Consider the following 18799-nt stretch of genomic DNA (forward strand, 5'->3'; position numbering starts at 1 on the left):
ACCGGGGCGTGGCCTCAGCGCGGTGCGTCCGAAGCGTTACGGGCTTTCCGACATGGGGATGTCCGCCGGGTTCGGGCAGGAAACTGGCTCGGCGGTGACGTTGCGTAGACCACTGATGACAACACCTTGACCGGCCGGTCAGTCCGCGCCCCGGAGAAGTCCTCGCCCCCCGGCAGCACTCCAGCCCTGACGAGGCCCGTACCAGGAGAAAGGGCGCGCCCCATCGGAGACGGGCGCCGCCCTCGACACTGGACGCGCCTCTCGCAGACGGCCGCGCCTCCCAAAGGTGGGCGCGCCTCTCGGAGGCGAACACGCCCCTCGGAGGTGGACGCGCCCCCCGAAGATCGGCTGCGCCCCCTCAGAGACGACCGCGCCCCCTCAGACACGGCCTCGGCCCCTCAGCGATGGGCGCGGCCCCCGAAAGCCGGGCGTGCCTAGCTCAGGGACGAGTACGCCACCACGCCGCGCCGCATGCCGTCGATCGCCTTGGACGCCGTCTGCCTGATCTTGCTGTTCGGCGGCGCGGCGTTGCCGAGCTGGCCGAGCAGGTCCATGAGCTGCTTGATCCACCGGACGAAGTCGCCGGCCGCCAGCTCGTTGCCGTTGACGCCGTCCATGAGCACCGCGTCCAGGGTGTGCCCCTTGGTCCAGCGGAACGCCGCCCAAGCGAACCCCAGGTCGGGCTCACGGATGGTGTCGAGGCCGTGGTCGGACTCGATGCCCTCCAGCTCGGCCCACAGCCGCACCATCGCCGTCAGCGCGTCCTGCGCCCGCCCGGCCGGGATCTTCGGGCGGCGGGCGTCGTCGGACTGCCGCGACTCGAACACCAGCGCCGACACGCACGCCGCCAGCTCGGCCGGCTCCAGGTTCTCCCACAGCCCGCTGCGCAGGCACTCGGCCGTCAGCAGGTCGAGCTCGGTGTAGAGGCGGCCCAGGCGGCGGCCCTCGTCGGTGACGGTCTCGTCGTGCAGGTAGCCGAGCTGCTCCAGCACCGCGCAGATGCGGTCGAAGGTGCGCGAGATGACGTGGGAGCGGCCCTCGACGCGTCGCCGCAGCCCCTCGGTCTCGCGCAGCAGCTTGTAGTAGCGCTCGGCCCAGCGGGCGTGGTCCTCACGCTCGTCGCAGCCGTGGCAGGCGTGCTGCCGGATGCGCCGCCGCAGCTCGTTGACCTCCTCGTCCTCCACGCTGTGGTCGCGCGCCCTGGGCGGCTTGCCCAGGTCACGGTCGCCGATCTTGGCGAGCAGCGTGGAGACGAGGTTGGCGCGCTCCTTGGGCGAGCGGCCGTTGAAGTTCTTCGGGATGCGCAGCTTCTCCAGCGGCTCGACCGGCACGGGGAAGTCGGCCGGGTCGAGCTTCTTGATCTGCTTGCCGATGGTCAGCACCAGCGGGCTCGGGCCGTTGCCGCGCGGGTTGCGGCCGGGGTCGAGCACGATGGCCAGGCCCGCCCGGCGCCCGCCGGGCACCCGGATGACGTCGCCCGGCTGGAGCGCCTCCAGCGACCGCACGGCCGCCGCCCGCCGCGCCGAGCCGCGCTGGCGCGACAGCTCGGCCTCCCGGTCGGACAGGCGCCGCCGCAGCGCCGCGTACTCGGTGAAGTCGCCCAGGTGGCAGGTCATCGCCTCCTGGTAGCCCTCCAGCGCCTCCTCGTGCTTGCGCAGCTGCTTGGCCAGCCCGACGACCGCCCGGTCGGCCTGGAACTGCGCGAACGACTCCTCCAGCAGCGTGCGGGCGCGCTCGCGGCCGAACTGGCCGACGAGGTTGACGGCCATGTTGTACGAGGGCTGGAAGCTGGAGCGCAGCGGGTAGGTGCGCGTGCCGGCCAGGCCGGCGACCGACAGCGGGTCCATGCCCGGCTGCCACAGCACCACGGCGTGGCCCTCGATGTCGATGCCGCGCCGCCCGGCCCGGCCGGTGAGCTGGGTGTACTCGCCGGGCGTCAGGTCGGCGTGCGACTCGCCGTTCCACTTGTCGAGCTTCTCGATCACCACGGTACGCGCCGGCATGTTGATGCCCAGCGCCAGCGTCTCGGTCGCGAACACCGCCTTGACCAGGCCGCGGGTGAACAGCTCCTCGACGACCTCCTTGAAGGCCGGCAGCATGCCCGCGTGGTGGGCGGCCAGGCCCCGCTCCAGGCAGTCGCGCCACTCCAGGTAGCCGAGCACCGCCAGGTCCTCGTCCGGCAGGTGGGAGGTGCGCTCGTCGACGAGCTGGCGGATCTCGTGCCGCTCCCGCTCGGTGGTGAGCCGGATGCCCGCGTACAGGCACTGGGCCACCGCCGCGTCGCAGCCGGCCCTGGAGAAGATGAACGTGATCGCCGGCAGCAGGCCCTCGGCGTCGAGCTTCTCGATCACCTGGGCGCGGTCCGGCGGCCGGGAGCGCTGCGGCCGGCCGTAGCCGCGCCGGCCGCGGCCCATGGCGAGCCGCTCGGCGTCGCGCGTGACCCGCATGAGCGTCGGGTTGATGCGCGCCACGTCGTCGTCGCTCATGAACATGTCGTAGACGCGGTTGCCGACCATCATGTGCTGCCACAGCGGCACCGGCCGGTGCTCGTCGACGATGACGGTGGTGTCGCCGCGCACCTCGCCCAGCCACTCGCCGAACTCCTCGGCGTTGCTGACCGTCGCCGACAGCGCGACCAGCCGGACCGACTCGGGCAGGTGGATGATGACCTCCTCCCACACCGCCCCGCGGAACCGGTCGGCGAGGTAGTGGACCTCGTCCATCACCACGAACCCCAGCCCGGCCAGCGTCGCCGAGCCGGCGTAGAGCATGTTGCGCAGCACCTCGGTGGTCATGACCACGATCGCGGCCTCGCCGTTGACGCTGTTGTCGCCGGTCAGCAGGCCCACCTTGGCGCTGCCGTAGCGCTTGACCAGGTCGTTGTACTTCTGGTTGGACAGCGCCTTGATGGGGGTGGTGTAGAAGCACTTCTGGCCCTGCTCCAGGGCGAGGTGGACGGCGAACTCGCCGACGACCGTCTTGCCCGAGCCGGTGGGGGCGGCCACGAGAACGCCGTCGCCGGCCTCCAGCGCGCGGCACGCGTCCGCCTGGAAGTCGTCGAGCTGGAAGTCGTACAGTCCTCGGAACGATCTGAAAGCGGCCCCGTCGTCTCCGAACTTGTCGCGGAAGGCCGCGTACCGTTCCGCTGGCGTCGTCATGACGTCAGCCTACCGAAACCGCCATTCCGGTCCGTCCCGGCGCCGACGGCGATGTCCGGGATCTCCGGCCGCCATGCCTTGACCATGGAGATCTCAGGCGATGACCTGGAGCTCGCCCGGCACCGCCGTGCACGTCACCGGGCCGCTGCCCAGGCGTTCGCCGTCGGCGTAGACCGGGACGCCGTCCGCCTCCAGCCGCACGTGCCGCGCCCGCCTGACCGTCACCGCCGGATGGGTCACGTGCGTGCCCCGGTAGACGCCCGGGAACACCCGCAGGAACTCCCCGACGCCCAGCCCGCCCGCCACGACGACGTCCAGCAGCCCGTCGTCGGGCCGCGCGTCCGGGCAGATCCGCATGCCCCCGCCGTAGGAGCGGGTGTTGCCGACGGCCACCAGCACGGCGTCGCGTTCGAGCACCTCCTCGCCGTCGAGCGTGACGCGGAACGGCACCGGCCGGAACGCGCGCAGCTCCTCCACCACCGCCCGCACGTACCGGGCCCGGCCGGACGGCCACGTCAGCCGGTTGGCCCGTTCGTTGACCCGGGCGTCGAAGCCGCAGCACAGCACGCTGGCGAACAGCTCCTCGCCCTGGCCCGTCACAGCGCGGGCCACGTCGAGCGGCCGGGTCCTCATGCGCAGCACCGTGCGGGCCGCCGCCATCGGGTCGCCGCACGGCACGCCCACGGCGGCGGCGACGTCGTTGCCGGTGCCCACGGGGATGATGCCGAGCGGCACGTCGGTGCCGGTCACGGCCTGCACGGCCAGGTGGACGAGCCCGTCGCCGCCGAAGGCCACGAGCGCGTCGGGACGCTCGGCCACGCAGGCGCAGGCCCGTTCGAGGGCGTCGGCCGGGTCGGCGCCGGCGATCACCGACACGTCCGCGCCGCCCATGCGCAGACGGCGCACCACGGGTTCGAGCAGGCGCAGCGCGCGGCCGCCGCGGGCCGCGGGGTTGACGAGCAGGGCGAGTCGAGGGGACACGCCCGGAACCTATCGCCTATCTGCCCGAACCGGAATCCTCTTCCAGCGGGGTGTTGTCGTCGGTCAGCGTCGACGCCTCGTCGTCGGACAGGCCGGCGAACTCGCTCTGCGGCTGCCGCTTCTCGCGCAGGTACATGAACAGCTCGGCCGCCAGGAACAGGATGATCATCGGCGTGGCCAGCGCCATCATGCTGAGCGGGTCGCCGCCGGGCGTGATCACGGCGCCGAAGACGAACATCAGGAAGATGACCAGCCGCCGGTGCTTGGCGACCGTGGCGTGCGAGACCACACCGATGACGTTGAGGAACGCCAGCAGCAGCGGCAGCTCGAACGACACCCCGAAGATCACCAGCATGATCAGGACGTAGTCGAGGTAGTCGTCGATCGAGATGGCCGCGACCGTGTCGTCGAGCGAGAAGCTCAGCAGGAACGCCAGGGCGGTGTCCATGATCATGTAGGACACGGCCGCGCCGAACGCGAACAGCGGGATGGCGAGCGCGAGGAAGGTCAGCGTGTAACGCTTTTCGGTGCGGTAGAGGGCAGGGGTGACGAACGCCCAGATCTGGTAGAGCCAGACGGGTGAGGACAGCACCATGCCTACCAGCAATGAGACCTTCAGCGTGATGAAGAACGACGCGAAGATGCTGTTGTAGGTCAGACTGCAGTGGCCGGTGAGCTGCTTCGCCTGGAGGGTGGAGCAGTAGGGCTCCTTGAGCACCTCCCACACCGGCCCCGAGACGATCCAGCCGATGACCATGCCGACCGCCACCGCGGCGATCGCGATGAGCAGTCGGTTACGCAGCTCACGGAGGTGCTCCATGAGCGGCATCCGGCCTTCTGGGTCCCGTTCCGGCTTCGGGCCCGACCGTTTCAGCAACGCCATCTAGCAGTCCAGGTGGCCGAAGGGACGGGGGTCAGGGGCGCTTGTCGGCCTGCGCCGCGGCGCGCAGCCTCGCGGCCTGCTCCTCGAGCTGCCGGGCCTGCTCCTCGGCGGAGAGCGCCGGGGCGGGCGTGGCCGGCGGGATCTGCTGCGGCGCCGGCTGAGCCTGCTGCTGCGCCTGCACCACCGTCGGCCTGTCGTCGTCGTCATCGTTCATCTTGCTGGTCTCCGCCTTGAAGATGCGCAGGGACCGGCCGACGCCACGGGCGAGGTCCGGAAGCTTCTTGGCACCGAAGAGCAGGACCAAGGCCACCAAGATCAGGATGATCTCTGGAGCTCCCAAGTTCATGTGACGTCCTTCATGGTGAGAGCGAAGTGCTGTGCTTAGGACCGATCGTACGCCGATGGGGGCGATGCCTCATCCCCTGGCGTCCGATTTGACATTGAACAGCGCGTGAACTTGAGCGATCTCGCTGTTCAACGTCCGCGCCGCCCGCGCGACCCGGGTGCCGGCGACCAGGAGCACGACCAGCCCGGCCACGACGAGCCCGGCGGCCAAGAAGATCCACGTCATGACCGGTGAGCGTAGCGGGCCAGGGCGCGTTCGGCCTCCTCACGCACCCGTTCGGCCATCGCCGGCGGCGAGACGACGCGGCCGGTGTCGCCGAGCCGCAGCGCCAGCTTGAGCACCCAGTCCTCGTCACGGGCCCGCAGCGTGATCCGCAGCCGGCCCTCGCCGAGCTCCTCGGCCCGCTCGCACGGGTAGTACTCGGCCACCCACCGCCCGGCGGCCGTGACCTCCAGCTCGACCAGCTCGTCGGTGGGCGAGGGCCGGAAGACGCCCTGGGCGACGTCGATCGGCTCGGCCCCGGCGGGCGGGTCGGCGGGCACGTCGAGCACGTCGGCGCCGAGGACCCGGTCCAGCCGGAACAGCCGCATCGCCTCGGCCCGGTAGCACCAGCCCTCCAGGTAGGTGCGGCCGTCGGCCACCACCAGCCGCATGGGGTCGACCTCGCGCGGGGTCACCTCGTCGCGGCCGGGCACGTAGTAGCGCAGCGACAGGCGCCGCCGCCCGGTCAGCGCCTCGCGCACGCGCGGCAGCGCGTCGGGCGCGGCGTCGACGTCCACGGCGACCTGGCTGCTGACGGACGCGGCGCCCTCGCCCGCGGCCCGCTCCAGCTTGGCCACCACGCGCGGCAGCGCGTCGCCGGGCACCTCGGCCAGCTCGGGCATCGCGGCCAGCATGCGCAGCGCGACGAGCAGGGCGCTGGCCTCGTCGATGCCGAGCCGCAGCGGCCGGGCGATGGTCTCGGCGTTGTCGATGAGGATCTCGCCGCCGTCCCACGACACGTCGATGAGGTCGCCCGGCGTGTGGCCGGGCAGTCCGCACATCCAGACGAGCTGCAGGTCGTCGATGAGCTGCTTCTCGCTCAGCCCGAACACCTCGGCGACCTCGCCCACCTGGGCGCCGGGGTGGGACATCAGGTACGGCACGAGGGCCAGCAGCCTCGGCAGCCGGTCGGCGGAGCCGCTCACGCCGCCCCCTCGGGGGACGCGGATCCGGTCATGCCAGGGTTCCCTTCAGTCGGCGGATGACGGCCTCGCGGGCGTCGGGCGGCTCGACGACCTCGACGTCGGAGCCCAGGCTGGCCATCCATCCGGCCAGCCGCTCGGGGTCGGAGAACGGCAGCTCCGCCTCGTCCCACTCCTCCGGCTCGCCGGCGGCGGGGCGGACGGCGCGGGCGAGCTGGCGCAGGCCCTGGCAGGTGCCCCGGCGGACGCGGATCACGGCCACGCGCTCCTCCACGGGCTCCTCCGGGAAGCCCACCATGGACCGCAGGTCCACCCCGTCGGGCACCTCGACGGCGCCCGGGCGGCCCAGGGTGGCGACCTGGCCGGTGACGCGGCTGAGCCGGAAGGCGCGCGGCGCCTGGCGGTCGCGGTCGAAGCCGGCGAGGTACCAGCGGCCCCGGCGGCTGACCACGCCCCACGGCTCGACGGTGCGGGTGCGCACGCTCTCGCTGCCGGAGCTGCGGTAGTCGAAGCGGACCACCCGCCGGTCGCGCACGGCCTCCCACAGCGGCGGGAAGGCCGGGTCGCGGGTGTCGACGCGCAGCTCCAGCGCTCCTCCGGCCCGGCCCAGGCCGCCCACGGTCTCGTCGGTGGCCACGCCGCCGGCGCGCAGCTTCAGCAGGGCGCCCGAGGCGGCCTCGGCCAGGCTCGCGCGCTGCCACACCTGGGCGGCCAGGCCCAGCACGGCCGCCTCGTCGGGCTCCAGGGTGATCTCGGGCAGCTCGTAGGACTCGCGGCGGATGCGGTAGCCCGGCTCGTCCTCCCAGGGGTCGCGCACCACGTCGATGGGGATGCCGATCTCGCGCAGCTCGTTCTTGTCGCGCTCGAACATCCGCTGGAACGCCTCGTCGCCGTCGCGGTCGTAGCCGGGCACCGCGTGGCGGATCTGCTCGGCCGACAGGGGCCTCCCAGTGGCGAGCAGGCAGATCACCAGATTCAGCAACCGCTCGGTCTTACGGCGTGACATCTGCCTCACTCCTCCTTCATCGACGCTACCCTGCCCCCGTGATCAGATGGCGCAAGGGCGAGGTCGTGCGGATCCGCCGAGAGTGGCCAGGGGCGGTGGAGCTGGACGTCGCCGTGCCCGAGGGGCGGTGCCGGGCACTGGCCTATCCGGCACTGGTGGGCCGCCCGGAACCCGGCGACGAGGTGCTGCTCAACACGACGGCACTCGCGATGGGTCTCGGTACGGGAGGTTACGCCATGGTGGTGGCCCTCCCGAACCGTTTACCGGAAGATCCGCAGGGGCCGGGGCACCTGGTGAAGGCCCGCTACACCCCGATGCAGGCGACGGTGCTCGGCGCGGACGAGCAGGACTCGCCCCACCACGAGCTCCTGCGCGAGGCCGACTCGGTCGACGGGATGCCCGTGGTGGTGGCCGACCTGCACTCGGCGCTGCCGCCGATCCTGTGCGGGCTGTACGAGGCGGTGCCGGGCGGCGCGGGCGGCGGCGTGCGCGTGGCGTACGTGATGCAGGACGGCGGGGCGCTGCCGGCGTGGTTCTCGATGGCGTGCGCGACGCTGCGCGAGGTCGGCTGGCTGGCCGGGGTGGTGACGGTCGGGCAGGCGTTCGGCGGCGACGTGGAGGCGGTGACCACGCACACGGGGCTGCTGGCGGCCCGGCACGTGCTGGAGGCGGACGTCGCGATCGTCACCCAGGGGCCGGGCAACCTCGGCACGGGCACCCGGTGGGGCTTCTCCGGCGTGTCGGCGGGCGAGGCGGTCAACGCCGCCGCCGTGCTGCTCGGCCGGCCGGTGGCGGCGCTGCGGATCAGCGAGGGCGACCGGCGCGAGCGGCACCTCGGCGTGTCGCACCACTCGCTGACGGCCTACGGCCGGGTGGCGCTGGCGCGGGCCCAGGTGCCGGTGCCGATGCTGCCGGGCGAGTTCGGCGAGCGGGTGCGTGACCAGGCCGAGCTGCTGGCCGTCCGGCACGAGCTGGTCCCCGTGCCGGTGGACGGCCTGCACGAGGCGCTGCGCGCCTCGCCGGTGCGGCTCTCGACGATGGGGCGGGGGCTGGAGGAGGACCTGGCCTACTTCCTGGCCTCGGCGGCGGCGGGTAGGTTCGCCGCCTCGCTGCTCTCGTAGGGCTCCTGGAAGGTGAACGCCTCGGGGCCCGGGCCGTGGGCCCTGAGGTGTTCCAGCCGCCGCATGGCCTCGGCCAGCGTCGGGATGTGCCCTTCGGGCACCCACCACATCACCGTGTACGGCTCCGCGATGCGCAGGAACCACTCCCTGCGCCGGCGCAGCACGCCCAGGTGGGCGCTGCGGTAGGTGAAGGTCCACACTGCGTCGATCGACTCCCACACCGAGAAGTTCACGAGCAGGTGGTCGCCGTAGTCGTGGATGACCGTGGCGGTGGGGTCCTCGTCGCTCTCCTTGAGCCGCCACACGAACCCGGGCGCGGCGTCGGCGATGGTGTTGATGGGCTCCAGGAGCTCCACGAACGTGGCGAGCTCGGGGCCGTCGATGGGGGCGCGCAGGTGGGCGACGTTGAGCTGGGCGAGGTGCATGGCGTCAGCACACCATGCCCGTCGCTTCTATGTCAATCTTCATTTGTTTTAGAATCCGATGGCAGGGCGAGGGAGACGCAGCACTCCCCCGGCCTCGGGTCCAGCGCCGCGCGTTCCGGCCGGTCGCCCAGGCCCTCCAGCAGGCCCTGGCAGAGCGCGAGGTTCATCGAGCACACCAGCAGCGGATGCTCCTGCGACAGGGCGTGGAAGGGGCAGTTGCGCAGCCGCAACCGGCCTTCGCCGGCGTCGTCGGCGTAGGGCTCGTAGCCGCGCTCGGCCAGCACGGCCTCCACGGGCTCGCCCCGGCGGCCCCGGGCCAGCCGGGCGCCCGCCGCCCTGGCCACCTCCTCGGCCTTCTCCTCGGCGCCCAGCGCGTCCGCCACGCCCGCCAGCACCGAGGCCAGCATGGCGTAGTCGCGCGGCGGCAGGCTCACCGACCGCTCGCCCGAGGCGCGCCGGTACACCTTCGCCGGCCGGCCGCTGCCCGGCCCGCGCCGCTCCGGCTGCCGGAAGCCGCTCTCCAGCAGTCCGGCCTCCACCAGCTTGTCGAGGTGGTGGCCGGCGAGGGTCCTCGACACCCCGGCGGCCTCGGCCGCCTCGGCCCGGCCCACGTCGCCGCCGCTGCCCGCCACGGCCTCGTACAGGCTGCGCCGCACGGGATCGTGCAGCAGGGAAAGGGCCTCCAGATGGTCTTCGCGCACAGCCGGAGTCTAGGCGCGCCGACGCCCTCCCCGGACGCCGGCACGACCGGCCCGGGAAGGGCGTTGCGGAGAACCCGGCCTCAGTAGGCGGACAGGACGTCCACCACGAACACGAGGGTGCTGTTGGCCGGGATGTTCTGCTGCGCCTGCGCGCCGTAGCCGAGGTCCGGCGGGATGCTCATCACCACGCGGCTGCCGACCGGCACGCCCACGAGCCCCTTCTGCCAGCCCTGGATGACGCCCGACAGCGGGAACGACGCCGGCTGGCCCTTGGTCCAGCTCGAGTCGAACTCCTTGTCGGTGCCCCAGATCTTGCCGGTGTAGTGGACGGTCAGCGTGTTGGCCGCCTGCACCTTCTGGCCGGTGCCCTGGATCAGGGTCTTGACGACGAGCTCCTTGGACGGCTTCTCGCTCGTCTTCGTGGTCAGCGTCGGCGCCTTGTCGCCGCCGGGGCTGACCACCTTGACGCCCTTGATGCTGTCGCCGGTCTCCTTGCCGGTGGCGGCCTTGAGCGGCTCGGGCGGGGCGCCGACGACGTCGATGACGAACACCTTGGTCGGCTGGGCGGCCTGCGTCGCCTGGGCCTGCTGCTGGGTGGAGTCGGAGGCCATCACGGCCAGCAGCCGGCCGCCGTGCTTGACCTTGGTGAAGCCGTCCCGCAGCACCTGCGGGAGCTGCTCGTTGACCGGGATGGTCTCCGGCTGCTTGGTGTCGTAGGAGGAGCCCTGGAAGGCGTTGTGCTTGCCGTCCCAGTTGTAGACGGTGAGGTTGACGATCACCTGGCCGCCGCTCTTGACCTCCGGGCCGGTGCCCGGCGCGATCACCTGGTACGACGACTTGGTGGCGGGCGCCCCCGAGATCGTCACGGTGGGCTTGGCGCCCAGGTTTCCGGTGACCTTCACACCCGCCGCCCCGCCTCCGGCCCCTTGGGAGCCGGAGGTGGTGGCGGTGTCGGAGCCGCACGCGGCGGCGAAGAAGATCAGTGGCACGGCGGCCAGGACGGCCAAGGCGCGGCGCATGGACTTCCCTCGGTGGACTGCAGGTTCGCGTCACCCTATCCGACCGGCGGGTAGGGCCGAGGTAAACCGACGGGTAAAGCGGCGGCTACATCCCCGCGATGAGCTTGTCCACACGCTCGTCCACGCTGCGGAACGGGTCCTTGCACAGCACCGTGCGCTGCGCCTGGTCGTTCAGCTTGAGGTGCACCCAGTCGACGGTGAAGTCGCGCCGCTTCTCCTGCGCCTTGCGGATGAACTCGCCGCGCAGCCGCGCCCGGGTCGTCTGCGGCGGCACCGACTTGGCCTCGAAGATCTTGAGGTCGGACGCCACCCGTTCCACCGAGCCGCGCTTCTGCAGCAGGTAGTACAGGCCGCGCTTGCGGTGCACGTCGTGATAGGCCAGGTCGAGCTGCGCCACCCTCGGCGAGGACAGCGGCAGGTCGTACTTCTTGCGGTAGCGCTCGATGAGCTGGTATTTCGTCACCCAGTCGATCTCGCGGGCCACCAGGTCGAGGTTGCCGCTCTCGACCGCCGTCAGCGTGCGCTCCCACAGCTCCAGCACCCGCTGGGCGGTCGCGTCGCCGCCGCGCCGGTCGACGAAGTCCTTGGCCTTCGACAGGTACTCCTGCTGGATCTCCAGGCTCGACGCCTCGCGGCCGTTGGCCAGGCGGACCCTGCGCCGGCCGGTCATGTCGTGCGAGACCTCGCGGATGGCCCGGATCGGGTTCTCCAGCGACAGGTCGCGCATCACGGTGCCGGCCTCGATCATGCGCAGCACCAGGTCGGTGGCGCCGACCTTGAGCAGCATGGTCGTCTCGCTCATGTTCGAGTCGCCGACGATCACGTGCAGGCGCCGGAACCGCTCGGCGTCGGCGTGCGGTTCGTCGCGCGTGTTGATGATCGGCCTGCTGCGGGTGGTGGCGCTCGAGACGCCCTCCCAGATGTGCTCGGCCCGCTGCGAGACGCAGTAGACGGCGCCGCGCGGCGTCTGCAGCACCTTGCCGGCCCCGCAGATGATCTGCCGGGTCACGAGGAACGGGATGAGCACGTCGGCCAGCCGGCCGAACTCGCCGTGCCTGCCGACCAGGTAGTTCTCGTGGCAGCCGTAGGAGTTGCCGGCCGAGTCGGTGTTGTTCTTGAACAGGTAGATGTCGCCGGCGATGCCCTCCTCGCGCAGCCGCTTCTCGGCGTCGACGAGGAGGCCCTCGAGGATCCGCTCGCCGGCCTTGTCGTGGGTGACGAGTTCGATGACGTTGTCACACTCGGGTGTTGCGTACTCAGGATGGCTGCCCACGTCGAGGTACAGGCGTGCGCCGTTGCGGAGGAAGACGTTGCTCGATCGGCCCCAGGACACGACTCGCCGGAACAGGTAGCGCGCGACCTCGTCGGGCGACAGCCTGCGCTGTCCCCTGAACGTGCAGGTCACGCCGTACTCGTTCTCCAGCCCGAAGATGCGACGATCCATCACCTCACACTATGCCCACGGATCGGCGAGCGGGAGGGATCTTCGGCGTGTTTTGCCGCTCCGCGCCCTCCGGGCGTCGCGCCCGTCCGGTTCGTCCCCCTGATCCCCGTGCCGGACGGGGCTCCTGGAGCGCCTCGTCTCCGGCCGCCCGTCGCGTCCGCGGCACGCCAAGGGGCGGGGCCGGGGCCGCCCACCCGGCCTCGTACGGGGGGCACGGCGCCCTGCCCCGCCCCCATGGGACGGCATGGTCCGGACGCCCCACGCGGGCGCCCCCGCGCCCCACGTGGGTCTCCGTACCGCCTCCCCTCCCCCGGCGAGGCGCCCCCCTGGCGACCTCGCGGACGGATCCGTCGAGAGCGGACCGCGCCCCCACCCGGGACGACGGCCTCGCAGCAGCGGTCTCAGGGGGTGTAGATCTCCTGAACCTTGACGATCTCACCCTTGTACACGGTGATCAGCGACGGCTGGCCCTGCTTCTTGTGCCGCTTGAGCAGCACCGGACGGTCGCAGCGCTTGGAGCCGAGCCCGGTGGAGCGGCTGACCGTCATCTGCGACATGGTCGCCTTGCAGCCGAAGGCCGACAGGTACACCACGTCCTTGGCGACGCGCGAGGCGTAGGCCGTCACGTCGCCCTCGGGCGGACCGACGAAGTAGCCCTCGGTCTGGCCGCCCTTCTTCCACTTGACCGGCTCGTACTCGGCGACGTCGCCGCGGATCACGGTGATCCAGCCGCGCAGGATGCCGTCGTGCCGGGAGTGGATCCCCTTGGTGAAGTCGTGCTTCGGGTCCGGCTGGAAGGAGGTCCCGAAGATCTTCGGCGCCTTGAAGGCGGGGATGGGCCGCGCCGCGGCCTCGGTGCCGCCGGAGGCTCCCGCGGTGGCCGCCGTGGCCGCCCAGGAGGCCGCGCCGGAGGTCAGGACCAGGGCGGCGGAGGCGCCGACCGCGAGCAGTGCTCGGAAAGAAGTCTTCACGGACAGGTGAGACCCCTCGCCCCAGGTCGGAGTTCACTCCAACAAAAGTGACATAGGTCACAACTGTGGCGAGGGGTCTCGGAGAGCGCGTCAGATCAGCTCGTACACCACGTTGACGATCACGGAGATCGACGACTGGCCAGGGCTGACGAACGCAGCGTCAGCCCCCGCCAGCGAGAAGCGCGGCGTCGAGTCGGACTGCTCGTCGATCTTCACGACCCGGCCCACGTGCCGGCCGGCCAGGGCCGCGAGCTGACGGGCCTTGTTCAGCGCGTCGCGGTACGCCGCCGCCCGCGCCCGCGCGAGCAGCGCCTCGGCCTTGGAGACCTCGAACGAGATGCCGTTGATCTGCACCTCGTCCCCGACGGCCGCGACGGCGTCGATGACCGCGTCGGCCCGCGACATGTCGCGCAGGATCACCTCCACGCCCTGCGCCGCCCGGTAGCCGACGACCTGGGGCCCGTCCTTGTACTCGGCCCCGAGGGTGAGGTTCTCGGTGCGCATGTCGTTCACGGAGATGCCGGCGCCCTGCACCGCGGCGGCGAGGCGGGCGCGGGCGGCCTTCGCGGCGCTGAACGCGGAGGAGGCCCGGTCGCGGCGCACGTCCACGCCCACGCTGAGGCGCATGACGTCGGGCGGCGCCTGGACGGTGCCCTGGCCGACGACCGTGAGCTGCGCCGGCTCTCCCGGCCACGTGCCGTTCGCCGCCGGCGCCGCCGGCGCCGCGCCCGACGTCGCGCCGGCGGACGGCCGGACGGACACGCGAAGCGTCCGATGACCGGAGAAGCGAAGGGTGTCGCGACCGGACGAACGCGGAGCGGTGCGGTCCGTGCCATCGGTGCGAACGGCGCGGACGGTGCGGTCCGGGCGGTCGGCGCGAACGGCGCGGTCCGGGCGGTCGGCGTGAACGGCGCGGTCGGCTTCGGTGGAGCGCGGGGCCGGGCGGGTTGACGGAAGGAGTGCCTGGTGGGTGGAGGGGCGCGCGGCGTCGCGGGCGCTCCCCCGGTGGGACGCGTGCCACGTCACGGCCCGGGACAGGTGCCCGGCCCTGTGGGTGCCCGGCGCGCCCGAGCTCTCGGAGTGGCTGATCGGGGGAGACTCGGGGCGGGGACCGGCGGAGGCGAGCGCGGGACCACCCTGCGCTCCCAGGAGGACGAAGGTGGCGGAGGCCACGACGACACTCAGTTTGATCATGAGGTCATGGCAGCACCCGGCGCCCCGGCCGCTGCCCCGCCGACACCCGCCCCGCCCGACATTTGACCGAACCCGAAGATCGCGGGGACGGCCCGGGCTCCCCCCTTTACCTACCGGCCCCGCCCACCGCGTGCGGACGGCGCGGGCTGAGCCGTCTTGTGCGGGCGGGCGGATGCCCTGTGGGCGCGGGTGGTCTGTGCGCGCGGGTGGTCTGTGGGCGCGGGTGGTCTGTGGGCGCGGGTGGTCTGTGGGCGCGGGTGGTCTGTGCGCGCGGGTGCGCTGTGGGCGGATGATGTGTGGGCGCCGGTGCTGCGTGCGGGGGTTGGTGGTGTGAGCGCAGGTGCTGCGTGGGCTCCGATGTGAGAGCGCGGCTTGAGGGCGACGCGATCATCAACGTGGCACAGCCCGAGCATGACGCCACGCGGGACCCGGCGCACCCGCGAAGCCGCGACGGCCGTGGTCTCACCACCTCACGCTGGTGAGACCACGGCCGCCACGAAGACTCCGTCGCCGGAACGACGGCACGGTGGGCACCCGCCCGGAGCTCCTACAGGGGCGAGGAGCCGTCGTCGATGTCGCCCTCCGGCCCCGTGGGCGGCGGGGTCGCCTGACCCGAAGCACCCGAAGCACCCGAAGCACTCGAAGCACCGGAAGCGCCCGAAGCGCCTTCGCCGGGAGCGGCCCCCGGCGGCGGCTCCTCCGCCGTCTCCTCGGCCGCCCCACCGCCCGCCGACGCCTGCGACAGCAGCCGCTCCAGCCGCGCGCCCGTCAGCCGCAGGAACTTGCGGTGCTCACGCTTGCGGTCCAGCACCGCCACCTCGAGCTGCGCCACCGGCGGACGCTCACCGCCCGGCTCCGTCAGCGCCGTCAGCGCCACCTCCAGCGCGTCGGCCAGCGGCATGCCCTCGCGGTAACGCTCCTTCAGCCGCGTGGCCACCGCGTCGGCCTGGCCGCCCATCGCGGCGAAACCGTGCTCGTCGAACACCGACCCGTCGAAGGTCAGCCGGTAGATGGCGTCGCCGTCGGAGGTGTCGCCGACCTCGGCGACCACGACCTCCACCTCCAGCGACTTGATCGACTCGGTGAAGATGCGGCCCAGGTTGGAGGCGTACAGGTTGGCCAGGCCGCGCCCGGTCACGTCGGAACGGTCGTAGGTGTAGCCGTTGATGTCGGCGTAGCGGATGCCGCCGAGCCGCAGCTCCTCGAACTCGTTGTAACGGCCCACCGCGGCGAACCCGATGCGGTCGTAGATCTCGCTGATCTTGTGCAGCGCCCGCGACGGGTTGGGCGCCACGAACAGGATGCCGTCCTCGTACTGCAGCACGACGACGCTGCGGCCCCGCGCGATGCCCTTGCGCGCGTAATCCGCCTTGTCCCGCATGATCTGCTCAGGGGACGCATATCCGAAAGGCATGGACACCGTGATGGTCCTTTCTAGCGCAGCGGGGCGATGGGGCCGTCAGGGGAGATCAGGCGCTGCTCGAGCATCTGCTCGACATAGCCCGCCACCTGCTCGTCCGTCAACCGGCGGTAGCCGTCGCCGTCGATCACCGAGACGAGCGGCCAGATCTTGCGCGTCACGTCCGGGCCGCCGGTCGCCGAGTCGTCGTCGGCCGCGTCGTACAGCGCCTGGATGAGCGTCATCACCATGTCGTCGGCCGAGGCCCCGTCGCGGTAGAGCTTCTTCAGCGCGCCGCGCGCGAAGATCGAACCAGACCCGATCGCGTCGAACCGGTCACGCTCGTACGGACCGCCCGCCACGTCGTAACTGAAGATCCGCCCCTCGTCGCGGTCGGGATCGTAGGCCGCGAACAGCGGCACCACCACGAGGCCCTGCATCGCCATGCCGAGGTTGCCGCGGATCATCGTGGCCAGGCGGTTGGCCTTGCCTGCGACGGACAGGGTGCGGCCTTCCATCTTCTCGTAGTGCTCCAGCTCCACGCGGTAGAGCCTGGCCATCTCGATGCCGGTGCTGGCCGTGCCGGCGATGCCCATGCAGGAGTAGTCGTCGGCCCGGAACACCTTCTCCACGTCACGCTGCGAAATGATGTTGCCGGACGTCGCCCGCCGGTCGCCCGCCATCACCACGCCGCCGGCGAAGGTCGCCGCCACGATCGTGGTCGCGTGGGGAACCTGGTCACCGATCGGGGTGGCGAGGACCTTGTCACGCTGCGGCAGCAACTCAGGCGCGTACGCCGCGACGAACTCCGTGAACGAGGAACTCCCGTTGTTGTGGAAAAGCTGGTTCACCAAGCCGGCGGGCAGATCCCTGTGCGATGCCACGCGACTCCCTCCCAAAGGTCAGTGTTCCTAGAGCGACACTACTCATGTTGTGTTGCTGTCTGCACTTCCCACGATCAGCTCACGGCGAACCGGTCACCAGATCGTTTCTTTACACTCGCCAGACGTCCGCACCGCCCGCGACGACCCGAATGTCCCCCACTCGCGCGACGCGGCCGACCCGGACCGCCCCGCCGCCCCCCGGCAGGCGATACTGGCACCATGACGGGGCCGGAGGAGTCCGGGCGGGGCTGGGTCCTGCACGTCGACCTCGACCAGTTCATCGCCGCCGTGGAGCTCCTGCGCCGCCCCGAGCTGCGCGGCAGGCCCGTCGTCGTGGGCGGCACCGGCGACCCCACCCGGCCGCGCACCGTCGCCGCCACCGCCACCTACGAGGCCCGCGCGTACGGCGTCCACTCCGGCATGCCGCTGCGCACCGCCCTGCGGCTCTGCCCCGAGGCGGTCTTCCTGCCCAGCGACAGACCCGCCTACGAAGCCGCCTCCGAACAGGTCATGGCGACGCTGCGCCGCTTCCCCGTCCGGGTCGAGGTCTGGGGCTGGGACGAGGCGTTCGTCGGCGCCCGCACCGACGACCCCGAAGCGCTCGCCGCCGACCTGCGGCGGGCCGTCCTCGCCGCCACCGGCCTGTCCTGCTCCGTCGGCATCGGCGACAACAAGCACCAGGCCAAGCTGGCCTCCGCCTTCGCCAAACCCGCCGGCGTCCACCGGCTCACCACCGGCACCTGGGCCCAGCAGATGTACGAACGGCCCACGGACGCCCTGTGGGGCATCGGGGCCAAGACCGCGCGCAAACTCGCCGGACTGGGCCTGCACACGGTCGCCGACCTCGCCGCCGCCGACCCCGCCGAGCTGGCCCGCCACTTCGGCCCCGTCAACGGCCCATGGCTGCACCACCTCGCCCACGGCAGGGGCGAGTCCGAGGTCGTCACCACCCCGTGGGTGCCGCGCGGCCACAGCCGCGAGACCACCTTCCCCCAGGACCTCACCGACGCGTCCGACATCGCCGGCCAGGTCAGCGCACTCGCCCGGCAGGTCGCCTCCGACGCCGCCGAGGCCGGACGCGCCGTCGTCCGCGTCTCCGTCAAGGTGAGGTTCGCCCCGTTCCTCACCCGCACGCGCCAATCACGGCTCGCGGCGCCCACCACGGACCCCGCCGAGCTCACCCGTGTCGCCCTCGCCGTCCTCGGCCGGTTCGACCTCACCCGCCCCGTACGCCTGCTCGGCGTCGCCGTCGAGTACGCCCCACCGGGCGACGAGGCGCCCGCCTACACCCTGACCGCCCTCGAATAGAACGCCGAGCGCGCCCGCTCATCGCCCCGCTCCGGCCGCGCGCCCCCCTCTGCCGGCAACGCCTCCCCGACGTGCTCCTCGGCCGACACGGCCGCCTCCCCGCACGCCGGCGCGCGCCGCACCACCGCCGCGTCGCCGCGCACGTCCTCGTGCCGCACCACCGCCGCGTCGTCGCGCACGTCCTCGTGCCACAACCCGTAACGCCGCGACAGACGATAGGTCCGCGTCGGGGCCGCCTCGTCGGCGGGCGACGCCTGCGGCGGGACCACGAACTCGGGCCAGACCCCCTCCCCCGCCAGGGAGTGGGCGGCCGGCTCCAGCACCATGGCGGTGTCGTCGAAGTGGCCGGGCCCGTTGTTGCCGTCGCGCCCGAACTCGGGGAGCGCCTTGGCCTCACCGCAGTCCGGGCACCGCTTCAAGCCCTCGTCGCTTTCCATGACCTTGCCCTGTTTTGCCCGTCCGCTTTGCCCTACTCTCCGCCCTTTTGGACGTAGCTGCGCACGAACTCCTCCGCGTTCTCTTCGAGAACTTCGTCGATCTCGTCGAGGATCGCGTCGACGTCGTCCGTCAGCTTCTCCTGGCGCTCCTGCACATCGGGCGCCGCCGACGCCTCGGTCTCCTCGACCTCGCTGTCGCGCCGACCGGCCTGCTTCTGGCCGCCGGTGTCCCTGCTCGCCATGTCGTACCTCCACTCGGGGGACTGCCTCCTGAGGCATATCTTCCCCGAACCGGACGACATTTCGCGCCGATGGGCAGCCGATCTTGCCGGTTTGTC

At 72.1% G+C, this 18799-nt stretch carries 19 protein-coding genes; 2 read left to right on the top strand and 17 right to left on the bottom strand.

What is annotated here, in order from left to right:
- Nucleotides 1-434: 434 nt before the first annotated feature.
- From HTZ77_RS11630 to HTZ77_RS11660, 7 genes are all read right to left on the bottom strand, one after another.
- Nucleotides 435-3158, bottom strand: a complete 2724-nt coding sequence (locus tag HTZ77_RS11630; protein WP_175589514.1) for a DEAD/DEAH box helicase — start codon at nt 3156-3158, stop codon at nt 435-437.
- Nucleotides 3159-3251: 93 nt separating this feature from the next.
- Nucleotides 3252-4139 carry a YegS/Rv2252/BmrU family lipid kinase gene (locus HTZ77_RS11635; RefSeq protein ID WP_175589515.1) on the bottom strand — a complete coding sequence of 296 codons (888 nt, stop codon included), beginning with the start codon at nt 4137-4139 and terminating at the stop codon, nt 3252-3254.
- Nucleotides 4140-4155: 16 nt separating this feature from the next.
- A complete protein-coding gene (gene tatC / locus HTZ77_RS11640) occupies nt 4156-4968 on the bottom strand; it encodes a twin-arginine translocase subunit TatC (RefSeq protein WP_235994547.1) in 813 nt (270 codons plus the stop codon).
- Between the two features lie 85 nt (nt 4969-5053).
- Nucleotides 5054-5368, bottom strand: a complete 315-nt coding sequence (gene tatA / locus HTZ77_RS11645; RefSeq protein ID WP_175589517.1) for a Sec-independent protein translocase subunit TatA — start codon at nt 5366-5368, stop codon at nt 5054-5056.
- 69 nt (nt 5369-5437) lie between these two features.
- Nucleotides 5438-5593: a hypothetical protein gene (locus tag HTZ77_RS11650; RefSeq protein ID WP_175589518.1), complete on the bottom strand. Its 156-nt coding sequence runs from the start codon at nt 5591-5593 to the stop codon at nt 5438-5440.
- On the bottom strand, nt 5590-6555 hold the full coding sequence (locus tag HTZ77_RS11655; RefSeq protein ID WP_328808538.1) for a helix-turn-helix transcriptional regulator: 966 nt from the start codon (nt 6553-6555) through the stop codon (nt 5590-5592). Before HTZ77_RS11655 ends, HTZ77_RS11650 begins: the two co-directional genes overlap by 4 nt.
- A gap of 28 nt (nt 6556-6583) precedes the next feature.
- The gene (locus HTZ77_RS11660; protein WP_175589519.1) at nt 6584-7558 is read right to left on the bottom strand and encodes a helix-turn-helix transcriptional regulator; all 975 of its coding nucleotides are present in this window, start codon (nt 7556-7558) and stop codon (nt 6584-6586) included.
- Between the two features lie 38 nt (nt 7559-7596).
- On the opposite strand from HTZ77_RS11660, the gene HTZ77_RS11665 reads away from it, so the two are divergent.
- On the top strand, nt 7597-8679 hold the full coding sequence (locus HTZ77_RS11665) for a DUF3866 family protein (RefSeq protein WP_175589520.1): 1083 nt from the start codon (nt 7597-7599) through the stop codon (nt 8677-8679).
- Here the strand turns inward: HTZ77_RS11665 and HTZ77_RS11670 are convergent.
- The 8 genes from HTZ77_RS11670 to prcB all read right to left on the bottom strand — a co-directional run bounded on the left by HTZ77_RS11670 (nt 8625) and on the right by prcB (nt 16716).
- A complete protein-coding gene (locus HTZ77_RS11670) occupies nt 8625-9104 on the bottom strand; it encodes a DUF3291 domain-containing protein (protein WP_175589521.1) in 480 nt (159 codons plus the stop codon). The two genes, HTZ77_RS11665 and HTZ77_RS11670, sit on opposite strands and share 55 nt — an antisense overlap.
- Nucleotides 9105-9136: 32 nt before the next feature.
- Nucleotides 9137-9805, bottom strand: a complete 669-nt coding sequence (locus HTZ77_RS11675) for a helix-turn-helix transcriptional regulator (RefSeq protein ID WP_175589522.1) — start codon at nt 9803-9805, stop codon at nt 9137-9139.
- 80 nt (nt 9806-9885) lie between these two features.
- A complete protein-coding gene (locus tag HTZ77_RS11680; protein ID WP_175589523.1) occupies nt 9886-10824 on the bottom strand; it encodes an FKBP-type peptidyl-prolyl cis-trans isomerase in 939 nt (312 codons plus the stop codon).
- 85 nt (nt 10825-10909) lie between these two features.
- Nucleotides 10910-12268, bottom strand: a complete 1359-nt coding sequence (pafA, locus tag HTZ77_RS11685; protein ID WP_175589524.1) for a Pup--protein ligase — start codon at nt 12266-12268, stop codon at nt 10910-10912.
- Between the two features lie 401 nt (nt 12269-12669).
- Complete coding sequence (locus HTZ77_RS11690; protein ID WP_175589525.1) at nt 12670-13239, bottom strand: hypothetical protein; 570 nt, start codon at nt 13237-13239, stop codon at nt 12670-12672.
- Nucleotides 13240-13329: 90 nt separating this feature from the next.
- Nucleotides 13330-14433, bottom strand: a complete 1104-nt coding sequence (locus HTZ77_RS45190) for an SIMPL domain-containing protein (protein WP_205302498.1) — start codon at nt 14431-14433, stop codon at nt 13330-13332.
- A gap of 547 nt (nt 14434-14980) precedes the next feature.
- A complete protein-coding gene (gene prcA, locus HTZ77_RS11700) occupies nt 14981-15847 on the bottom strand; it encodes a proteasome subunit alpha (protein ID WP_175589526.1) in 867 nt (288 codons plus the stop codon).
- Nucleotides 15848-15867: 20 nt separating this feature from the next.
- On the bottom strand, nt 15868-16716 hold the full coding sequence (prcB, locus tag HTZ77_RS11705) for a proteasome subunit beta (protein WP_175589527.1): 849 nt from the start codon (nt 16714-16716) through the stop codon (nt 15868-15870).
- A gap of 219 nt (nt 16717-16935) precedes the next feature.
- On the opposite strand from prcB, the gene HTZ77_RS11710 reads away from it, so the two are divergent.
- Nucleotides 16936-18024 (top strand): DNA polymerase IV, encoded by a 1089-nt coding sequence (locus tag HTZ77_RS11710; protein WP_175589528.1) that lies wholly within the window; start codon nt 16936-16938, stop codon nt 18022-18024.
- On the opposite strand, the gene HTZ77_RS11715 is transcribed toward HTZ77_RS11710, so the two are convergent.
- Entirely contained in the window at nt 18000-18461 is a 462-nt protein-coding gene (locus HTZ77_RS11715; RefSeq protein WP_175589529.1) for a hypothetical protein, read from the bottom strand. The two genes, HTZ77_RS11710 and HTZ77_RS11715, sit on opposite strands and share 25 nt — an antisense overlap.
- Before the next feature lie 32 nt (nt 18462-18493).
- Nucleotides 18494-18703 carry a ubiquitin-like protein Pup gene (locus HTZ77_RS11720; RefSeq protein WP_175589530.1) on the bottom strand — a complete coding sequence of 70 codons (210 nt, stop codon included), beginning with the start codon at nt 18701-18703 and terminating at the stop codon, nt 18494-18496.
- Nucleotides 18704-18799: the final 96 nt, after the last annotated feature.

The sequence above is a fragment of the Nonomuraea montanisoli genome, assembly GCF_013363975.1.
GTDB lineage: Bacteria > Actinomycetota > Actinomycetes > Streptosporangiales > Streptosporangiaceae > Nonomuraea > Nonomuraea montanisoli.